The organism is Stenotrophomonas nitritireducens, from assembly GCF_001431425.1.
GTDB lineage: Bacteria > Pseudomonadota > Gammaproteobacteria > Xanthomonadales > Xanthomonadaceae > Stenotrophomonas > Stenotrophomonas nitritireducens.
Genome location: NZ_LDJG01000024.1, coordinates 71405 through 86988 on the forward strand (window position 1 = coordinate 71405; position 15584 = coordinate 86988).

The window sequence follows — 15584 nt, forward strand, 5'->3', positions numbered from 1 at the left end:
CGTGCGCTGGTCGTACATCGATCTGGGCGCGACCGGCGACCGTCCGTCCATCGGCCAGCATGAGTACCTGGCCTTTGCCGGCTGCCGCTTCGGGGCCTGGGCGTGAGCGACGACTTCGCCGCGGGCACAGGAGCGGCTATCGGAAAAACCGCCTGCGCCTGGCCTGCAACCTCCGAGTGGCCGCCGCTTGCCAGCGCTATGCGCCGGACGCGCCCTCCGCCACCGGGAAGTACATCGACACCGCCGCGCCGCCGAGCGTGGACGTGCCGATCTCGGCCATGCCGCCGGACTGCGCGACGAAGCCATGCACCTGGCTCAGCCCCAGCCCGCTGCCCTGGCCTTCGGGCTTGGTGGTGAAGAACGGCTCGAACACCGTGTCGCGGATTTCCCGGCCGATGCCCGGCCCGCTGTCGCCGACGGTGACGCGGATGTAGCCGGCGCTGCCGATGCCTGACGCGACCGGGCGCTGTTCCAGCCGCGCCTGCAGCAAGACGTCGCCTCGCCCGCCGATCGCATCGCGGCTGTTGCCCAGCAGGTTCAGCAGGGCCGCTTCGAGCTGGCCGACATCCACCGCGACCGGCGGCAGGTCCTCCGCCAGATCCAGCGTCACCTGGACGCCTTCCCCGCAGACGCGCTGGTAGAGATCCCGCGAGGCCACCAGCAGGTCGTTGACCCGGCACAGCTGCGGCACCAGCGCCTGGCCGCGGCCGAACACCAGCATCTGCCGGGTCAGCCCGGTACCGCGCTCGACCGCGCGGTGCGCCAGGTCCAGCAGCCGCCGCGTGCCCTCGTCCTCGGCCCGGCGCGCGGACAGCATGTCCAGGCTGTTGGCGATCACCGACAGCAGATTGTTGAAGTCGTGCGCCAGCTCCAGGGTGAGCTTGCCGAAGGCGTCCAGCCGCTGCGCGCGCATCGCGCTTTCCTGCGCCTCCTGCACGCGCTTCTGGTTCTGGAAGAACTCGGTGATGTCGCGCACCACCATCAGGATGCGCGGGGCGCCGCCGTCGAACACGCCCCGCTCCATGGTCAGCGCCGCGCGGAAACGGGTGCCATCCCTGCGCACCAGCGGGCAGGCGGACTGCTCGATGCCCTGCTCCCGCACCCGCGCCAGCAACGCCAGGTGCATCCCGCGTTCCTGGTCGGCGCGGCTGAACAGGCTGGCGAAGCTGCGCCCGCGCAGTTCCTCGCGGGCATAGCCGTAGATGGATTCCACGCCCGCGGTGCCGTCATGGATCAGGCCGTCGTCGTCCAGCTCCAGGATCGCGCAGGAGCGCAGCTGCATCATGCCCTGCATCAGGCGGCTGTCCTCGTCGTGACGCGGCAGGTAGTGCGGCTGCTGGTTCAAACGCGGTCTCCGTTGGCGTTCACGGCCGCGGCACGGGATCCACGCCGGCGGCTTCGGTGCCGCTAACGTACCGCAATCGCAGGCGCTGGCGCAGGTGATCCAGATTCGACTCCACGCCCAGCAGGCGCGCGCGTTCGGCCTCCGGCAACAGGTCCCGCAGCGCTGCGTCCAGCGAGCGCCGTTCGTCGCCCGCGGCCTGCGTGCGCCCGGCCACGTCGCGGCGGAGGACAGCGCGCTCGCGCTCCAACGGCAGGCCGTAGCCCTCGCCGGCCAGCATGCCCGGCGCCAGCAGCAGGCCGGCCTGCGCGAGCAGGCCGCGGACGCGCTCCAGCGCCGCGGCGTCGCCACCGCGCGCCAGCAGACTGCGTTTGAGCAGGTCGCGCACGCGCAGTTCGCCGCGTCGCCACGCCGCCTGCTCCAGCACCAGCAGGGCGGCCAGCACGCGTTCGTCGTCCGCGTCCATCCAGCGCCGGCGCTCGCCCGGCGGCAGCTCCAGCCATCGCTCCACATCCGCCACCGGCGGCTGCAGGCCCGCATGCACCACCTCGAACAACTGCCGGTAGCGCGGCGCGTCCGATTCGAAGTAATAACCGGCTCGCACCGCCGCGGCGCGGTCGCCGGGCGACACCGGAACCGCATCCCCGCCGCGCTCGAGGCGGCGCAGCAGGCCGACCGGCGTGATCGACGACAGCCGGCGCCCGGCCAGTCGCGGCACGCCGTCGTGCAGCAGCTTCCAGGTTTCCACCGCGCAGTTGTTGCTGACGAAGTAATAGCGGCCGTCATAGGTCCAGTGCACCCGCGCGGCCTGTTCCAGCAGCGCGGCGATCTCCTCGCGTCGCAACCGCAGCGGCACGGACGAAAGCCCGCGCAGTTCGACCCGGGTGTAGTCCTCGACCACGCGGTCCAGCGGCAGCACGAACAGGCGCGAAGGATACGAGCCGGTCAGGCCACGCCAGTTGGACAACTGCACGTCGCCGACGAAGGCGCGGAAGGACAGCACCCGGTGGTACTGCAGGTCCATCCGGCACGCCGGCCCCGGCGCGCGTCCTGGCGCGCAGACCACCAGCCGCAGCATGCTGTGGCCCCAGCGGCTCATCGGCTGGCCGTTGCCCTCGGCCAGCAGGTAGTCGACCTCGTAGACGCGCGCCGGGTCCAGTTCCAGCAGGCCGGCCATGCCGTCCTGCGCGCCGGCTTCCACGAACGGCAACGCCGATGCACAGGTCGCTTCGGCCGCCGCCGGCAACGGCCCCAGCGCGGCGGCGAACCAGCGGTGCAGTGCCGGTCGCCGGCAGGCGTTGTCGGCGTCGAGCAGGTAGTGCTCCAGGTTGACCGCGAAGAACTCGGCCGGGCTGTGCAGTTCGTACCGGTCGGGACTGCGCAGCAGGAAACGGTTGCGGCCGCGGCCCGGCAGCAGCGGTCGCACCTGCCACCCGGCCAGATCGAGGAAGCGCGCATCGTGCGACCAGCCGCCCGCCACGGAGCGGTCCAGCGCATGCGCCAGTTCGTGGATCAGCGCCGCCTGCGCCCGCCGCCAGGCCGGCGTCGATGCGTCTGCCCCGTCGCCGGGCAATGCCGCGAGCAGGCGCTGGTCCAGGCCGAGTTCGCTGCCGCGCGCGCGACCGGCCACATGACTTGGCAGGTCGTCGCGCCAGCGCAGGCGCAAGGCGAGCGCCTGGCCGTCGCGCACCGGTGTTGGCAGGCGCACCAGTACCTGTTCGATCAGTTGCCGGCTGGCCTGCAGTTCCTGTGCGGACAGTCCATCGGCAGCGACCTCGATCCGCAGTGCGGCCTGCACCGGCGCGGCGATGGCCGCGCACAGCAGCAGCGTCCAGCAACGCCGGCGCCACCGCCGGCAGGCGGCGCTCACAACGCCAGGATCTTCCGCGCCAGCGCCATGTCGCTGGCCTCGCGCGCAGCGGCGTCGCGCTCGCGCAGGTGCAGCAGGGCCGCTTCCAGCCAGGCGCCGCGGATGGCGCCCTCGCTGGCGACGAACGCCGCGGCATCGTCGCGCGCGTCCAGCACCACCTTGTCGTCGCCGGACGAGCTGCTGCTGGAATGCGAGGACGCGCCCGCCGCCGATCCGGCGGTGGTGCCGGCGAAGCTGGAAGACAGGGCCGACAACGGCAGGACGGCCAGGGCAAGGAACAGGATCGGACGGATCATCGGTGCGCGGGAATCGTGGAGCGGGAGGCAAGCATAACGGGCTGCCGTTCCCGGCGGCCCGCCGCTGCGCCCTCAGCGGTCGAACAGCTTGCCCGGGTTCATCAACCCCAATGGGTCGAACGCCTGCTTGACCCCGCGCATCAGCGCGATCTCCGCCGCATCGCGGGTGCTCGAGAGGTAGGGTTTCTTGACCAGGCCGATGCCGTGCTCGGCCGAGATGCTGCCGTGGAAGCGGTGCAGCACCTGCGCCAGCAGCTTGGTCACCTGCTCGCACTGGCCCAGGAATTCGGCGTCGGAGCTGTCCTCGGGCTTGAGCACGTTGATGTGCAGGTTGCCGTCGCCGATATGGCCGAACCAGACCACGTCGAACTGCGGATAGGCGCCGCTGATCAGCGCCTGCGCCTCCTCCAGGAAGGCCGGCATCGCCGAGATGCGCACCGACACGTCGTTCTTGTACGGCCGGTAGCGCGCCAGCGACTCGGTGATGCCCTCGCGCAGGCGCCACAGCTGCTGCGCCTGCGCCTCGCTGGCGCTGATCACGCCATCCAGCACCCAGCCCTGCTCCATGCAGTGTTCGAACGCGGCCAGCGCCGCGGCCTCGCCCGCCTCGTCGGCCGCGGCGTATTCGGTCACCACGTAGTACGGGTAGGTCTCGGCGAACGGATACGGCGCGCCATGCGCGGTGACGTGGTGCACGGCGCGATCGGTGAAGAACTCGAATGCCTCCAGCTGCATCCGCTCGCGGAACGCGGAGAACACCTGCATCAGCACCTCGAACGACGGCAATGCCAGCAGCATCACGTTGCTCGCCGGCGGCGGGTCGGTCAGCTTCAGCGTGGCCTCGACCACGATGCCGAGCGTGCCTTCCGAACCGATCAGCAGCTGGCGGAAGTCGTAGCCGCTGGAGTTCTTGATCAGGCCCTTGTTGAACTCGAGCAGTTCGCCGTTGCCGGCCACGACCTTGAGCCCGGCGATCCATTCGCGGGTGTTGCCGTAGCGGATCACGCGGATGCCGCCGGCATTGGTGGCGATGTTGCCGCCGATCGAACAGGAGCCGCGCGCGGCGAAGTCCACCGGGTAGAGCAGGCCGTGTTCGCGGGCGGCGTTGTGCACGGCTTCCAGCGGCATGCCAGCCTGCACGGTCAGGGTGCGGTCCACCGCATTGAAGTCCAGCGCCTTGTTCAGCCGCTCCAGGCTCAGCACCAGTTCGCCGTTGGCCGCGACCGCGCCACCGGACAGGCCGGTGCGGCCGCCGGACGGCACCACCGCGACCTTGTGTTCATTGGCCCAGCGTACGACCGCCTGCACGTCCTCGACACTGCCCGGCAACGCGATGGCCAGCGGCGCCGGCGTCCAGCGCCGGGTCCAGTCGCGCCCGTAGTGTTCCAGGTCGGCCGGATCGGTCTTCAGGCGCAGCCCCGGGCAGGATTGCAGCAGGGTGTCCAGGCGCGGGTCGGTCATGGCGGCGGGGGTGCTCGGCAGGGGAAACCGGAAAGCCTGCCAGCCGTGGCGCGGCACGTCCAGCGGCAGCAGGCGGCGGCGATGGATTCAGCTGAAACTGTCGGGTTATCAAGACATTACCAGGTGTCGCAGTGCACAAGAGCCGGTCGCTTCTGGCATAGTCGGTAACTCCCTCCGCTCGCACAGCCGCCACCGCCATGTCGCCGAAGAAAACCTCGTTCCCAAAGCAGGACATCCGTGTTTTGTTGCTGGAGGGGGTCAGCCAGACCGCGGTGGAAACATTCAAGGCGGCCGGTTACACGCAGATCGAATATCACACCAAGGCCCTGCCGGACGACGAGCTGAAGGCGCGCATCGCCGAGGCGCACATCGTCGGCCTGCGCTCGCGCACCCAGCTCACCGCCGAGGTGCTGGCGCACGGCAAGCGCCTGATCGCCGCCGGCTGCTTCTGCATCGGCACCAACCAGGTGGACCTGGAAGCGGCCGAGCTGGCCGGCATCCCGGTATTCAACGCGCCCTATTCCAACACCCGCTCGGTGGCCGAACTGGTGATCGCCGAAGCCATCATGCTGACCCGCGGCGTGCCGCAGAAGAACGCGCAATGCCACCGCGGCGGCTGGTCCAAGTCGGCCGCCGGCAGCCACGAGGTGCGCGGCAAGACCCTGGGCATCGTCGGCTACGGCCACATCGGCACCCAGGTCGGCGTGCTGGCCGAGGCGCTGGGCATGCAGGTGATCTTCCACGACATCGAGACCAAGCTGTCGCTGGGCAACGCGCAGCCGGCCGCCAGCCTGGACGACCTGCTCGCCCGCGCCGACGTCGTCACCCTGCACGTGCCGGAAACCGCGGCCACGCAATGGATGATCGGCGCGCCCCAGCTGGCGAAGATGAAGCGCGGCGCGCACCTGATCAACGCCGCGCGCGGCACCGTGGTGGTGATCGAAGCGCTCGACGCGGCGCTGCGCTCCGGGCACATCGGCGGCGCCGCGCTGGACGTGTTCCCGGTCGAGCCGCAGGGCAATGGCGACCGCTTCGAGTCGCCGCTGATCGAACACGACAACGTGATCCTGACCCCGCACGTCGGCGGCAGCACGCTGGAGGCGCAGGACAACATCGGCATCGAGGTGGCCGCCAAGCTGGTCCGCTACAGCGACAACGGCAGCACCCTGTCGGCGGTCAACTTCCCGGAAGTGACCCTGCCCGAGCACGAACAGAGCCTGCGCCTGCTGCATATCCACCGCAACGTGCCTGGCGTGCTGTCGCGGCTCAACGAAGTGTTCTCGCGCCACAACCTCAACATCGACGGCCAGTTCCTGCGCACCAACCCGAAGCTGGGCTATGTGGTCGTGGACATCACCGCCACCGAGGAACAGGCCAACGCGATCCGCGACGAACTGGCCGCGATCGACGGCACGCTGCGCACCCGCATCCTGTACTGAGCCGCCGCGGCAGTGCCGGCCGCTGGCCGGCAACCGCAATGACGATGATCCCGAAGCTGCCGGCCAGCGGCCGGCATTACCGGGACCGGACTGGAGGCAAGCCGCCCCTCTCGCGGGAGCTCACGCGGCGAGCCAGCGCCGCGCCATGCGCCGCAGCGATTCGTCCGCCTGCGCGTCGGCGGCGATGGCGGCAATGTCGCGCCACGCCAGTTCCAGCGACTCCTCGCTGACCACGAAACGCTCATCCGCCGCGGCACGCACCACGTAGCGCGCGTCGTAATGCCAATGGCCGGGCACCTGCCCGCGCTCGGGAATCCAGTGCCGGTCCAGGTCGAACGGTGTCCGCGTCTCCAGCCGCAGCCCGGACAGCCCCGACTCTTCCTGCGCCTCGCGCAGGGCAACTCCGGCCAGGTCGCGGTCGCCGTCGGCGTGGCCGCCCAGCTGCAGCCAGCGTTCCAGCTTGCGGTGGTGGGTCAGCAGCACCCGCCTGCCGTCGGCGCTGACCAGCCAGGCACTGCCGGTGAAATGGCCGGCCAGGCGCGAGCGCGCGAACGGATCCTCGCCCCCCTCGTCCAGCAGCTGCAGGAACTGGCCCGCCAACGCCACGTGCTCCGGCACCCCCCGCGCATAGTCCTGCAGCGCGTCGCGCAGCTTCCCATCGTGTTCGAGCATGACTGCAGGCACATCCCTTCGGTCCGATCCGGCGCTCATTATCGCCGTCCATGCTGCACCTGCGCTTGTCGGTTTCCTTTGCCTTTGGCAAGGTAGGACGTTGCCAGCGGTTCAGCTTGCATCGTCCCTTACGCATCCCCGCCGATGCGTGGAACAACACCCAGGTCTGGAAAACAGCGAATGCTCAAAACACTGTTGAGGGTCAAACCGGTCGAGCCGACCGCACACGTGGATGCCGGCGAACCGGTGGAAGGCAGCCTGCAGGGCGAAGCCACGCTCAAGCGCACCCTCACAGCCAAGCACCTGATCCTGTTGGGCATGGGCGCGGTGATCGGCGCCGGCATCTTCGTCATCACGGGCCAGGCCGCGGCCCACCACGCCGGCCCCGCGATCATGCTGTCGTTCGTGCTGGCCGGGCTGGCCTGCGCCTTCGCCGGCCTGTGCTATGCGGAGTTCGCGGCGATGATGCCGGTCTCCGGCAGCGCCTATTCGTACTCCTACGCCACTCTGGGCGAGGGCATGGCCTGGTTCATCGGCTGGTGTCTGGTGCTGGAGTACCTGTTCGCCTCCTCGTCGGTGGCGGTCGGCTGGTCGGCCTACCTGCTCAGTTTCCTTACCAGCACCCTGCACCTGCCCTTCCCCGAGGCGCTGACCGCCGCGCCGATCGCCTGGGAAAACGGCCAGTTCGTCGCCTCCGGCAAACTGCTCAACCTGCCGGCGGTGCTCATCATCGCCGTGATCTCGGGGCTGCTGTACGTCGGCGTCACCCAGTCCACGTTCGTCAATGCGGTGATCGTCGCCATCAAGGTGGCGGTGATCTGCCTGTTCGTGGGTTTCGGCGCGATGTATGTCAATCCGGAAAACTGGACGCCCTTCATCCCCGACAACACCACCGGCGTTTTCGGCGATTTCGGCTGGAGCGGCGTGTTCCGCGCGGCCTCCATCGTGTTCTTCGCCTACATCGGCTTCGACGCGGTCTCCACCGCCGCCGGCGAGACCAAGGACCCGCAACGGAACATGCCGATCGGCCTGCTCGGCTCGCTGGCGGTGTGCACCATCATCTACATCGTGGTCTGCGCGGTGATGACCGGGCTCATGCACTACACCAAGCTCGGCACCGACAAGCCGGTGGCCACGGCGCTGGAAGCCTATGCCAACCTGGCGTGGCTCAAGACCTGGGTCGAGATCGGCGCCATCGCCGGCCTGTCCTCGGTGGTGCTGGTGATGATGATGGGCCAGACCCGCATCGCCTACACCATTTCCCGCGACGGCCTGCTGCCGCCGATATTCGGCAAGGTGCACCCGAAGTTCCGCACCCCGCACCTGAGCACGGTGATCGTCGGCGTGGTCGCCGCCATGCTGGGCGGGCTGGTGCCGCTGAACGTGCTGGGCGAGCTGGTCGCGATGGGCACGCTGCTGGCCTTCGCCACGGTCTGCATCGGCGTGCTGATCCTGCGCCGTACCCGCCCGGAAATGCCGCGCGCATTCCGCGTGCCGGCGGTGTGGCTGGTCGCGCCGCTGGGCGCGCTGATCTGCCTGTCCCTGTTCGCGATGGCCTTCGCCGCCCACTGGCTGGTGTTCGTGCTGTGGAACGTGCTGGGCGTCGCCATCTATCTCGGCTACGGCATGCGCCACAGCAAGCTGAACCAGAACGCCTGATTTTCCTCCGGCCGGCCATCGCGCCGGCCGCTCCTGCACGCACGACGAGCGAAGACGCACCATGTTCAAGCAATTGTGGGCCACCAAACATCCGCACGCCGCCCATGAGGAGGCCAACGGCCTGAGCCTGCGCCGCACCCTGGGCCCGTGGGGCCTGACCGCGCTGGGCATCGGCGCGGTGATCGGCGGCGGCATCTTCGTCATCACCGGCCAGGCCGCGGCCAACCACGCCGGCCCGGCGATCATGCTGTCCTTCATCCTGGCCGCGGTGTGCTGCGCGTTCTGCGCCATGGCCTATGCCGAGTTCGCGGCGATGGTGCCGGTCTCCGGCAGCGCCTATACCTATACCTACGCCACCTTCGGCGAACTGTCGGCCTGGTTCATCGGCTGGATGCTGGTGCTCGAGTACGGCGTCTCCGCCTCGGCGGTGGCGGTGAGCTGGACCGGCTATTTCCTCAGCCTGCTCAGCCATTTCGACATCCACCTGCCGGCGGCGCTGGTCAACGCGCCGCTGGACGAGAAGCTGCGCCCGACCGGCGCCATCGCCAACCTGCCGGCGGCCGGCCTGGTGCTGCTGCTGACCTGGCTCTGTTACGTGGGCATCCGCAAGTCCTCGGCGATGAACATGGCCATGGTCGTGCTCAAGACCGGGCTGATCGTGCTGGTGATCTTCGCCGGCTGGAAGTACGTGGACCCGGGCAACTGGACCCCGTTCATCCCCGCCAACGAAGGCCCGGGCAAGTATGGCTTCGAAGGCGTGCTGCGCGGCGCGGCGATGGTGTTCTTCGCCTACATCGGCTTCGAGGCGGTGTCGGTGGCGGCGCAGGAATCGCACAAGCCGCAGCGCGACATGCCCATCGGCATGCTGCTGTCGCTGGTGGTGTGCACCGTGCTGTACATCGCCATGGCCGCGGTGATGACCGGCCTGGTGCCGTACAAGCTGCTCGGCACCGCCGAGCCGGTGGTGACCGCGGTGGCCGCACATCCGCAGCTGGGCTGGCTGCGCATCATCGTCGAGGTCGGCGCGCTGATCGGCTTGTCCTCGGTGGTGCTGGTGATGATCATCGGCCAGCCGCGCATCTTCATGATCATGGGCCGCGACGGCCTGCTGCCGCCGGTGTTCACCCGCATCCACCCGAAGTACCGCACCCCGCACATCAACACCGTCATCACCGGCATCGGCATCGCCCTGCTGGCGGCGCTGTTCCCGCTGGACATCCTCGGCGAACTGACTTCGATGGGCACGCTGATCGCCTTCGCCGCGGTCTGCGCCGGCGTGCTGGTGCTGCGCCGCACCCATCCGGAACTGCCGCGCCCGTTCCGCATGCCGGCAGCCTGGCTGCTGTGCAGCCTGGGCGTGCTCAGCTGCATCGCCCTGCTCACCGCCATGACCCTGCACAACTGGATGCTGATGGGCCTGTGGACGCTGACCGGCTTCATCATCTACTTCGCCTACGGCATGCGGCACAGCAAGCTCAATGCCGCCAACAAGGCCCGCAACGGCTGAGCAGCGACGCACCAGGCCGCGCATGACCGGAGCCCGGGGCGTTCCCCCGGGCTCTGCGTTGCCGCCAACGCCAAACAAACCGGCACCGGCTGGGTAGAATTGGCGGCATGAACGCGCCCACTGCCCCTTACGACGCCCAGCGCCTGAGCGAACTGGCCCAGTTGTTGATCGACAACGTCCGCGAACTGGCCCAGGCCGGCTGGACGCCGGCCACCAGCAGCAACTTCTCGCATCGCCTGGACGACCGCCACGCCGCGATCACCGTGTCGGGCAAGGACAAGGGGCGGCTGGTCGAGGCCGACATCATGGTCGTGGATTTCCACGGCAAGGCCGTCGGCCGGCCGCTGCGCCCCTCGGCCGAGACCCTGCTGCACACCCAGCTCTATGCGCGCTTCCCGGAAGTGGGCTGCGTGCTGCACACGCACTCGCCGGTGCAGACGATCGCTTCGCGCCTGTACGGCGGCGATGGCCACATCCGCCTGGAAGGTTATGAGCTACTCAAGGCGCTGCACGGCAACTCTACCCACGAGACTGCGGTGGACCTGAAGGTATTCGCCAATACCCAGGACATGGACGCGCTCGCCGCACAGGTGGAGGCCGAACTCGACCGGGCGCCGATGTGGGGTTACCTGATCGACGGCCACGGCCTGTACGCCTGGGGCCGCGACATGGCCGAAGCGCGCCGCCACCTGGAAGCCTTCGAGTTCCTGCTCCATTGCGAGCTGGAACTGCGCCGGCTGCGCGCCGCCGGCTGAAACGCTGCATTCGCCCGCCGCCTCGCTCCGGCGGGGGCAATGCCGTGCCCATGCCTGCTACCCTTTTTATCCCCACGCCCGGAGCCGCCGCCATGAGCCGACTGCGCATCTTCAACGACACCGATCCCGCCACCCCGCTGCTCGACAGCCGCGACGGCCAGGTCATCAGCACCGAACTGAAGAAGATCGGCGTCACCTTCGAACGCTGGCAGGCCAGGCATCCGGTCGCACCGGGCGCCAGCCAGGAGGACGTGTTCGCCGCCTACCGCGAGGACATCGACCGCCTGGTCGCCACGCACGGCTTCAAGAGCGTGGACGTGGCCTCGATCGCGCCGGACAACCCCAACCGCGCCGAGATCCGCCTGAAGTTCCTCGACGAGCATTACCACAAGGAGGACGAAGTGCGCTTCTTCGTCGCCGGCTCGGGCCTGTTCACCCTGCACGTGGACGACAGGGTCTATGAGGTGGAATGCGTCAAGGACGACCTGATCTCGGTGCCGGACAGCACCACCCACTGGTTCGACATGGGGGCCGAACCGAGCTTCGTCGCGATCCGCTTCTTCACCGAGCCGGATGGCTGGGTCGGGCACTTCACCGGCACCGACATCGCGCAGCGCTTCCCGCGCTACGAGCCGGAATCCGCCTGACCAGCGCTGCCCGCAGGAAAGGGATTGGCATGAGGGCGGCAGGGCGGCGATGCATCCACTGCCCGGCCCCCCAGCGCCCGCCTGCCACTCCACGGCTTCGCCGCCTCCCATCCGCCCCTTCGGGGGCGACTTCCCCGGCAGGGGAAGGAACCGGAACAACCCCATGACCGTCCGCGCCATCCTCACCGACATCGAAGGCACCACCTCGAGCATCTCCTTCGTCAAGGAAGTGCTGTTCCCCTACGCCCGCGGCGCCCTGCCCGGCTTCGTGCGCGCGCATGGGCAGGAACCGGAGGTGCGCCGCTGGCTCGATGCCGTCGCCACCGAGATCGCCGCCAGCGCCTGCCAGGACGAAGTCATCGTCGAGGCGCTGCAGGGCTGGATCGACCAGGACCGCAAGCACACCGCGCTCAAGGCGCTGCAGGGCATGATCTGGGACAGCGGCTACCGCAACGGCGACTACACCGCGCACCTGTACCCGGAAGTGGCCGCGGTACTGCGCGGCTGGCATGCCGCCGGCATCCCCCTGTACGTCTATTCCTCCGGCTCGGTGCCGGCGCAGAAACTGTTCTTCGGGTTCAGCGACGCCGGCGACCTCAACGGCCTGTTTTCCGGCAACTTCGACACCGAGATCGGCGGCAAGCGCGAGGCCGGCAGCTATGCGCGCATCGCCGCGGCCATCGGCGCCGCGCCGCGCGACATCCTGTTCCTGTCCGACATCGTCGAGGAGCTGGATGCCGCACGCGAAGCCGGACTGCGTACCGTGCTGCTGGACCGCCGCGACGACTACCCGATGCCGCGCACCGGCGATGCCACCCACGGCCATGCGCGCGTGGAGGATTTCAGCCAGATCGTGCTTTGAGCGCATCGTCGCCGTTGACGCCGCGCCTGCGGAAACCTGCCGTTGCGCAAGCGCCGCCCGTGGCGGCTACTCACGGTCCGCCCGGCGCAGCACCAGCACATCGATGCTCGACGGCACGCCCAGCCGCGCGGTGAAGCCGTCCCACTGGCCAGCGCCGGGACTGACGAACAGGGTCATGCCGCCGACCTGGTAACCGCCGCGCACGTAACCGTCGTTGGCCGGGGCCACCAGCCAGCGATCCATGCCGAGAATATGGCCGCCGTGGGTATGCCCCGACAGCTGCAGGTCGATGGCGCCGGTGGCCGCGGCGGTACGCGCCAACCGCGGCTGGTGCGCGAGCAGGATGTGGAAATCGCTTCCCTGCGCCTGCCGCACCACGGCGGGGATGTCCGGGGCGATGCCATCGTGGACCAGGTCGCCACGCCGGTAGAACGCCGGATCGCCTACGCCGGACACCGCCAGCGTGCGGCCGCCGATGTCGAGCTTCGCTGTCTGGTTCTCCAGCACGCCTAGCCCCAGCTGCCGGAAGTGCGCCATCCACGCCGCGTAGTTGCTGTAGTACTCGTGGTTGCCGGGCGCGAGCCACACGCCATGCGGCGCATGCAGTTCGGCCAGCGCGGCGACATTGGCCGCATTGCTTTCGACCTGCCCGTCGACCATGTCGCCCGGCAGCACGATCAGGTCGGGCCGCGCCGCCAATACCTCATCGACGATGCGCCGTGTGCGCCATGCGCCCTTGACCGGGCTGGCATGGATATCGGCCAGCACCGCCACGCGCAGGCCGTCCAGTTCGGGCGGCAAGGTGGACAACGCCAGTTCGCGCTCGTGCACCTGTGGCGGTTTCAGGCCATTGAACACGCCCAGCGTCGCCAGCAGCACGCCCGCCAGCGCGATGCCACGATTCAGCCGCACGCCGTGCAGCAGGGCGCGCGCCGGCACACCCGTCTTCAGCAGGCGCAACGTCAGCCACAACGCGTCGCGCAGCAGCACCAGCGGCAGCACCAGCAGGAACGCCACCAGCACCCAGCCGAACAGCAGCTGCACCCAGGCGCCGGCGACGTCGCCCAGGGCATGCATGCGCCACAGCGCACCCAGCACCGGCGGCAGCAGAGCGAAGGCCAGCGTGACACCGAAATGCCAGCGCCGCGGGCGACGTCCCGGGGAGGTCACCGGCCACCACAGCCAGAATGCGAGCAACAGGGGAACGAGCAGTACCAGTACGATCATCGACATGCACCACGGCGGCAGCGAACGTTCCGCCGGAAGGAAACGGAGAAGGGGCCGCTACTCTCGCATGCCGCCCCTGTAGCGCCGGGCAACACCCGGCGGGGCCTTGCCGGGACGGCTCCAGCGGGGCGGTGCCCCGCTCTACAAGGCGGCGGGTTCCGTAGCGCCGGGCAACGCCCGGCGGGGCCTTGCCGGGACGGCTCGAGCGGGGCGGTGCCCCGCTCTACGAGGCGGCGGGTTCTGTAGCGCCGGGCGACGCCCGGCGGGGCTTTGCCGGGAAAGCTCCAGCGGGGCGGTGCCCCGCTCTACAAGGCGGCGGGTTCTGTAGCGCCGGGCAACGCCCGGCGGGGCTTTACCGGGAAAGCTCCAGCGGGGCGTTGCCCCGCTCTACAAGGCGGCCGGTTCTGTAGCGCCGGGCAGCGCCCGGCGGGGCTTTGCCGGGAAAGCTCCAGCGGGGCGGTGCCCCGCTCTACGAGGCGGCGGGTTCTGTAGCGCCGGGCAGCGCCCGGCGGGGCTTTACCGGGAAAGCTCCAGCCGGGCGCCCCCCCGTTTACGAGGTCTTGCCGGAGATCCAGCGGTCGACCTTCTCGTCCAGCACGTCCAGCGGCACCGAGCCGTCCTTCAGCACTTCGGCATGGAATTGGCGGATGTCGAACTTGTCGCCCAGCTTCTGCTCGGCGCGCCTGCGCAATTCCTGGATCTTCAGCTCGCCGGTCTTGTAGGCCAGCGCCTGGCCCGGCCAGGCCATGTAGCGCTCGGCTTCGGCGATGGCGTCCGGCTCGCTGACCGAGGAGTTGGCGAACATGTAGTCCAGTACCTGCTGGCGGGTCCAGCCCTTGGAATGCAGGCCGGTGTCCACCACCAGCCGCACCGCGCGCCACAGTTCGCCCTGCAGGCGGCCGAAATAGTTGTACGGATCGGTGTAGACGCCGAGGTCCTTGCCCAGGCTTTCGGCGTACAGGCCCCAGCCCTCGATGAAGGCGGTCTGTCCGCCAAAGCGGCGGAACGCCGGCACGCCCTGCAGTTCCTGCTGCAGCGCGATCTGGAAGTGATGCCCCGGGATCGCTTCATGCAGGAACAGGTCCTCCGCGTCCCAGGTCTTGCGGGTCGGCAGGTCGTAGGTATTGACGTAGAAGATGCCCGGGCGGCTGCCGTCCTCGCTTGGCGAGGTGTATTCGCCGCCGGCGGCCGACTGCGCGCGGAACGCCTCGACCGGGCGGATCTCGAAGCCGGCCTTCGGCGTCAGCGAGAACAACTTCGGCACGTTCGCCTCGATCGTCTTCTCCAGCCCGCGGTAGTGCGCCAGCAGCGCCTCTTCCGACTTGAACTCGAACTGCTTGTCGTGCTGCATGAACCGGAAGAAATCCTGCAGCGAGCCCTTGAAGCCCACCTGTTCCATCACCTTGCGCATCTCGCCCTGGATGCGCTCGACTTCCTTCAGGCCGATCTCGTGGATCTGCTCGGGGGTCTGCGTGGTGGTGGTGCTCTGCCTGGCGTTGAAGGCATACCACGCCTTGCCGTCGGGCAGCGCATCCAGGCCGACGCTGTCGCGGGTGGCCGGCAGGTATTCATTGGCGATGAAATCGCGCTCCTTCCGGATCGCCGGCATCAGCTGCTCGTCGATCAGCGTGCGGAATGCGGCGGTCAGGCGCTCCTTGTCGGCGGCCGGGAAATCGGCCGGCATCGACTTGACCGGACCCCAGAACTGGCTGTCCTCGGCCTTGGCGGCAAGGATCGCATCGAACTGCGGCACCACTTTCTCCATCAGCACGCGCGGCTGCACCACGCCGGCCTTCATGCCTTCGCGCATGTTGGCGACTGTCTCTTATCCACTTCTGACGCTTCCG

General features: G+C 69.2%; 12 protein-coding genes and 1 pseudogene. 6 read left to right on the top strand and 7 right to left on the bottom strand.

Annotation, left to right across the window (positions count from 1 at the left end):
* Positions 1-196 precede the first annotated feature (196 nt).
* The 4 genes from ABB22_RS14495 to ABB22_RS14510 all read right to left on the bottom strand — a co-directional run bounded on the left by ABB22_RS14495 (position 197) and on the right by ABB22_RS14510 (position 4969).
* The gene (locus ABB22_RS14495; RefSeq protein WP_055765223.1) at positions 197-1345 is read right to left on the bottom strand and encodes a two-component system sensor histidine kinase NtrB; all 1149 of its coding nucleotides are present in this window, start codon (positions 1343-1345) and stop codon (positions 197-199) included.
* A gap of 19 nt (positions 1346-1364) precedes the next feature.
* Positions 1365-3212, bottom strand: a complete 1848-nt coding sequence (locus ABB22_RS14500; RefSeq protein ID WP_055765219.1) for a DUF7844 domain-containing protein — start codon at positions 3210-3212, stop codon at positions 1365-1367.
* On the bottom strand, positions 3209-3508 hold the full coding sequence (locus tag ABB22_RS14505) for a DUF2388 domain-containing protein (protein WP_055765215.1): 300 nt from the start codon (positions 3506-3508) through the stop codon (positions 3209-3211). The genes ABB22_RS14500 and ABB22_RS14505 overlap by 4 nt, the downstream gene beginning before the upstream one ends.
* A 72-nt stretch (positions 3509-3580) precedes the next feature.
* Positions 3581-4969, bottom strand: a complete 1389-nt coding sequence (locus tag ABB22_RS14510; protein WP_055765212.1) for an FAD-binding oxidoreductase — start codon at positions 4967-4969, stop codon at positions 3581-3583.
* 197 nt (positions 4970-5166) lie between these two features.
* On the opposite strand from ABB22_RS14510, the gene serA reads away from it, so the two are divergent.
* The gene (gene serA, locus ABB22_RS14515; RefSeq protein ID WP_055765210.1) at positions 5167-6408 is read left to right on the top strand and encodes a phosphoglycerate dehydrogenase; all 1242 of its coding nucleotides are present in this window, start codon (positions 5167-5169) and stop codon (positions 6406-6408) included.
* Between the two features lie 120 nt (positions 6409-6528).
* Here serA and ABB22_RS14520 read toward each other — a convergent pair whose 3' ends face one another.
* Positions 6529-7080, bottom strand: a complete 552-nt coding sequence (locus ABB22_RS14520) for an NUDIX hydrolase (protein ID WP_055765206.1) — start codon at positions 7078-7080, stop codon at positions 6529-6531.
* 180 nt (positions 7081-7260) lie between these two features.
* Between ABB22_RS14520 and ABB22_RS14525 the strand changes: the two genes are divergently transcribed.
* The 5 genes from ABB22_RS14525 to mtnC all read left to right on the top strand — a co-directional run bounded on the left by ABB22_RS14525 (position 7261) and on the right by mtnC (position 12510).
* Positions 7261-8739 carry an amino acid permease gene (locus tag ABB22_RS14525; RefSeq protein WP_055765204.1) on the top strand — a complete coding sequence of 493 codons (1479 nt, stop codon included), beginning with the start codon at positions 7261-7263 and terminating at the stop codon, positions 8737-8739.
* Between the two features lie 61 nt (positions 8740-8800).
* Positions 8801-10246 carry an amino acid permease gene (locus ABB22_RS14530; RefSeq protein ID WP_055765201.1) on the top strand — a complete coding sequence of 482 codons (1446 nt, stop codon included), beginning with the start codon at positions 8801-8803 and terminating at the stop codon, positions 10244-10246.
* Between the two features lie 107 nt (positions 10247-10353).
* Positions 10354-11001 carry a methylthioribulose 1-phosphate dehydratase gene (locus tag ABB22_RS14535; protein ID WP_055765197.1) on the top strand — a complete coding sequence of 216 codons (648 nt, stop codon included), beginning with the start codon at positions 10354-10356 and terminating at the stop codon, positions 10999-11001.
* A gap of 92 nt (positions 11002-11093) precedes the next feature.
* Positions 11094-11648: a 1,2-dihydroxy-3-keto-5-methylthiopentene dioxygenase gene (locus ABB22_RS14540; RefSeq protein ID WP_055765194.1), complete on the top strand. Its 555-nt coding sequence runs from the start codon at positions 11094-11096 to the stop codon at positions 11646-11648.
* Positions 11649-11811: 163 nt separating this feature from the next.
* A complete protein-coding gene (gene mtnC, locus ABB22_RS14545; RefSeq protein WP_055765191.1) occupies positions 11812-12510 on the top strand; it encodes an acireductone synthase in 699 nt (232 codons plus the stop codon).
* Between the two features lie 66 nt (positions 12511-12576).
* Here the strand turns inward: mtnC and ABB22_RS14550 are convergent, their stop codons facing one another.
* A complete protein-coding gene (locus ABB22_RS14550) occupies positions 12577-13737 on the bottom strand; it encodes a metallophosphoesterase (RefSeq protein WP_055765454.1) in 1161 nt (386 codons plus the stop codon).
* Between the two features lie 550 nt (positions 13738-14287).
* A pseudogene (locus ABB22_RS14555) lies at positions 14288-15562 on the bottom strand (DUF885 domain-containing protein); the annotation flags it as partial.
* Positions 15563-15584: the final 22 nt, after the last annotated feature.

What these genes read in the sequence shown, in the direction of transcription:
- ABB22_RS14505 (WP_055765215.1), bottom strand. Translation starts at nt 3,508, where the DNA reads ATGATCCGTCCGATCCTGTTCCTTGCCCTGGCCGTCCTGCCGTTGTCG.
- ABB22_RS14510 (WP_055765212.1), bottom strand. Translation starts at nt 4,969, where the DNA reads ATGACCGACCCGCGCCTGGACACCCTGCTGCAATCCTGCCCGGGGCTG.
- serA (WP_055765210.1), top strand. Translation starts at nt 5,167, where the DNA reads ATGTCGCCGAAGAAAACCTCGTTCCCAAAGCAGGACATCCGTGTTTTG.
- ABB22_RS14520 (WP_055765206.1), bottom strand. Translation starts at nt 7,080, where the DNA reads ATGCTCGAACACGATGGGAAGCTGCGCGACGCGCTGCAGGACTATGCG.
- ABB22_RS14525 (WP_055765204.1), top strand. Translation starts at nt 7,261, where the DNA reads ATGCTCAAAACACTGTTGAGGGTCAAACCGGTCGAGCCGACCGCACAC.
- ABB22_RS14530 (WP_055765201.1), top strand. Translation starts at nt 8,801, where the DNA reads ATGTTCAAGCAATTGTGGGCCACCAAACATCCGCACGCCGCCCATGAG.
- ABB22_RS14535 (WP_055765197.1), top strand. Translation starts at nt 10,354, where the DNA reads ATGAACGCGCCCACTGCCCCTTACGACGCCCAGCGCCTGAGCGAACTG.
- ABB22_RS14540 (WP_055765194.1), top strand. Translation starts at nt 11,094, where the DNA reads ATGAGCCGACTGCGCATCTTCAACGACACCGATCCCGCCACCCCGCTG.
- mtnC (WP_055765191.1), top strand. Translation starts at nt 11,812, where the DNA reads ATGACCGTCCGCGCCATCCTCACCGACATCGAAGGCACCACCTCGAGC.
- ABB22_RS14550 (WP_055765454.1), bottom strand. Translation starts at nt 13,737, where the DNA reads ATGATCGTACTGGTACTGCTCGTTCCCCTGTTGCTCGCATTCTGGCTG.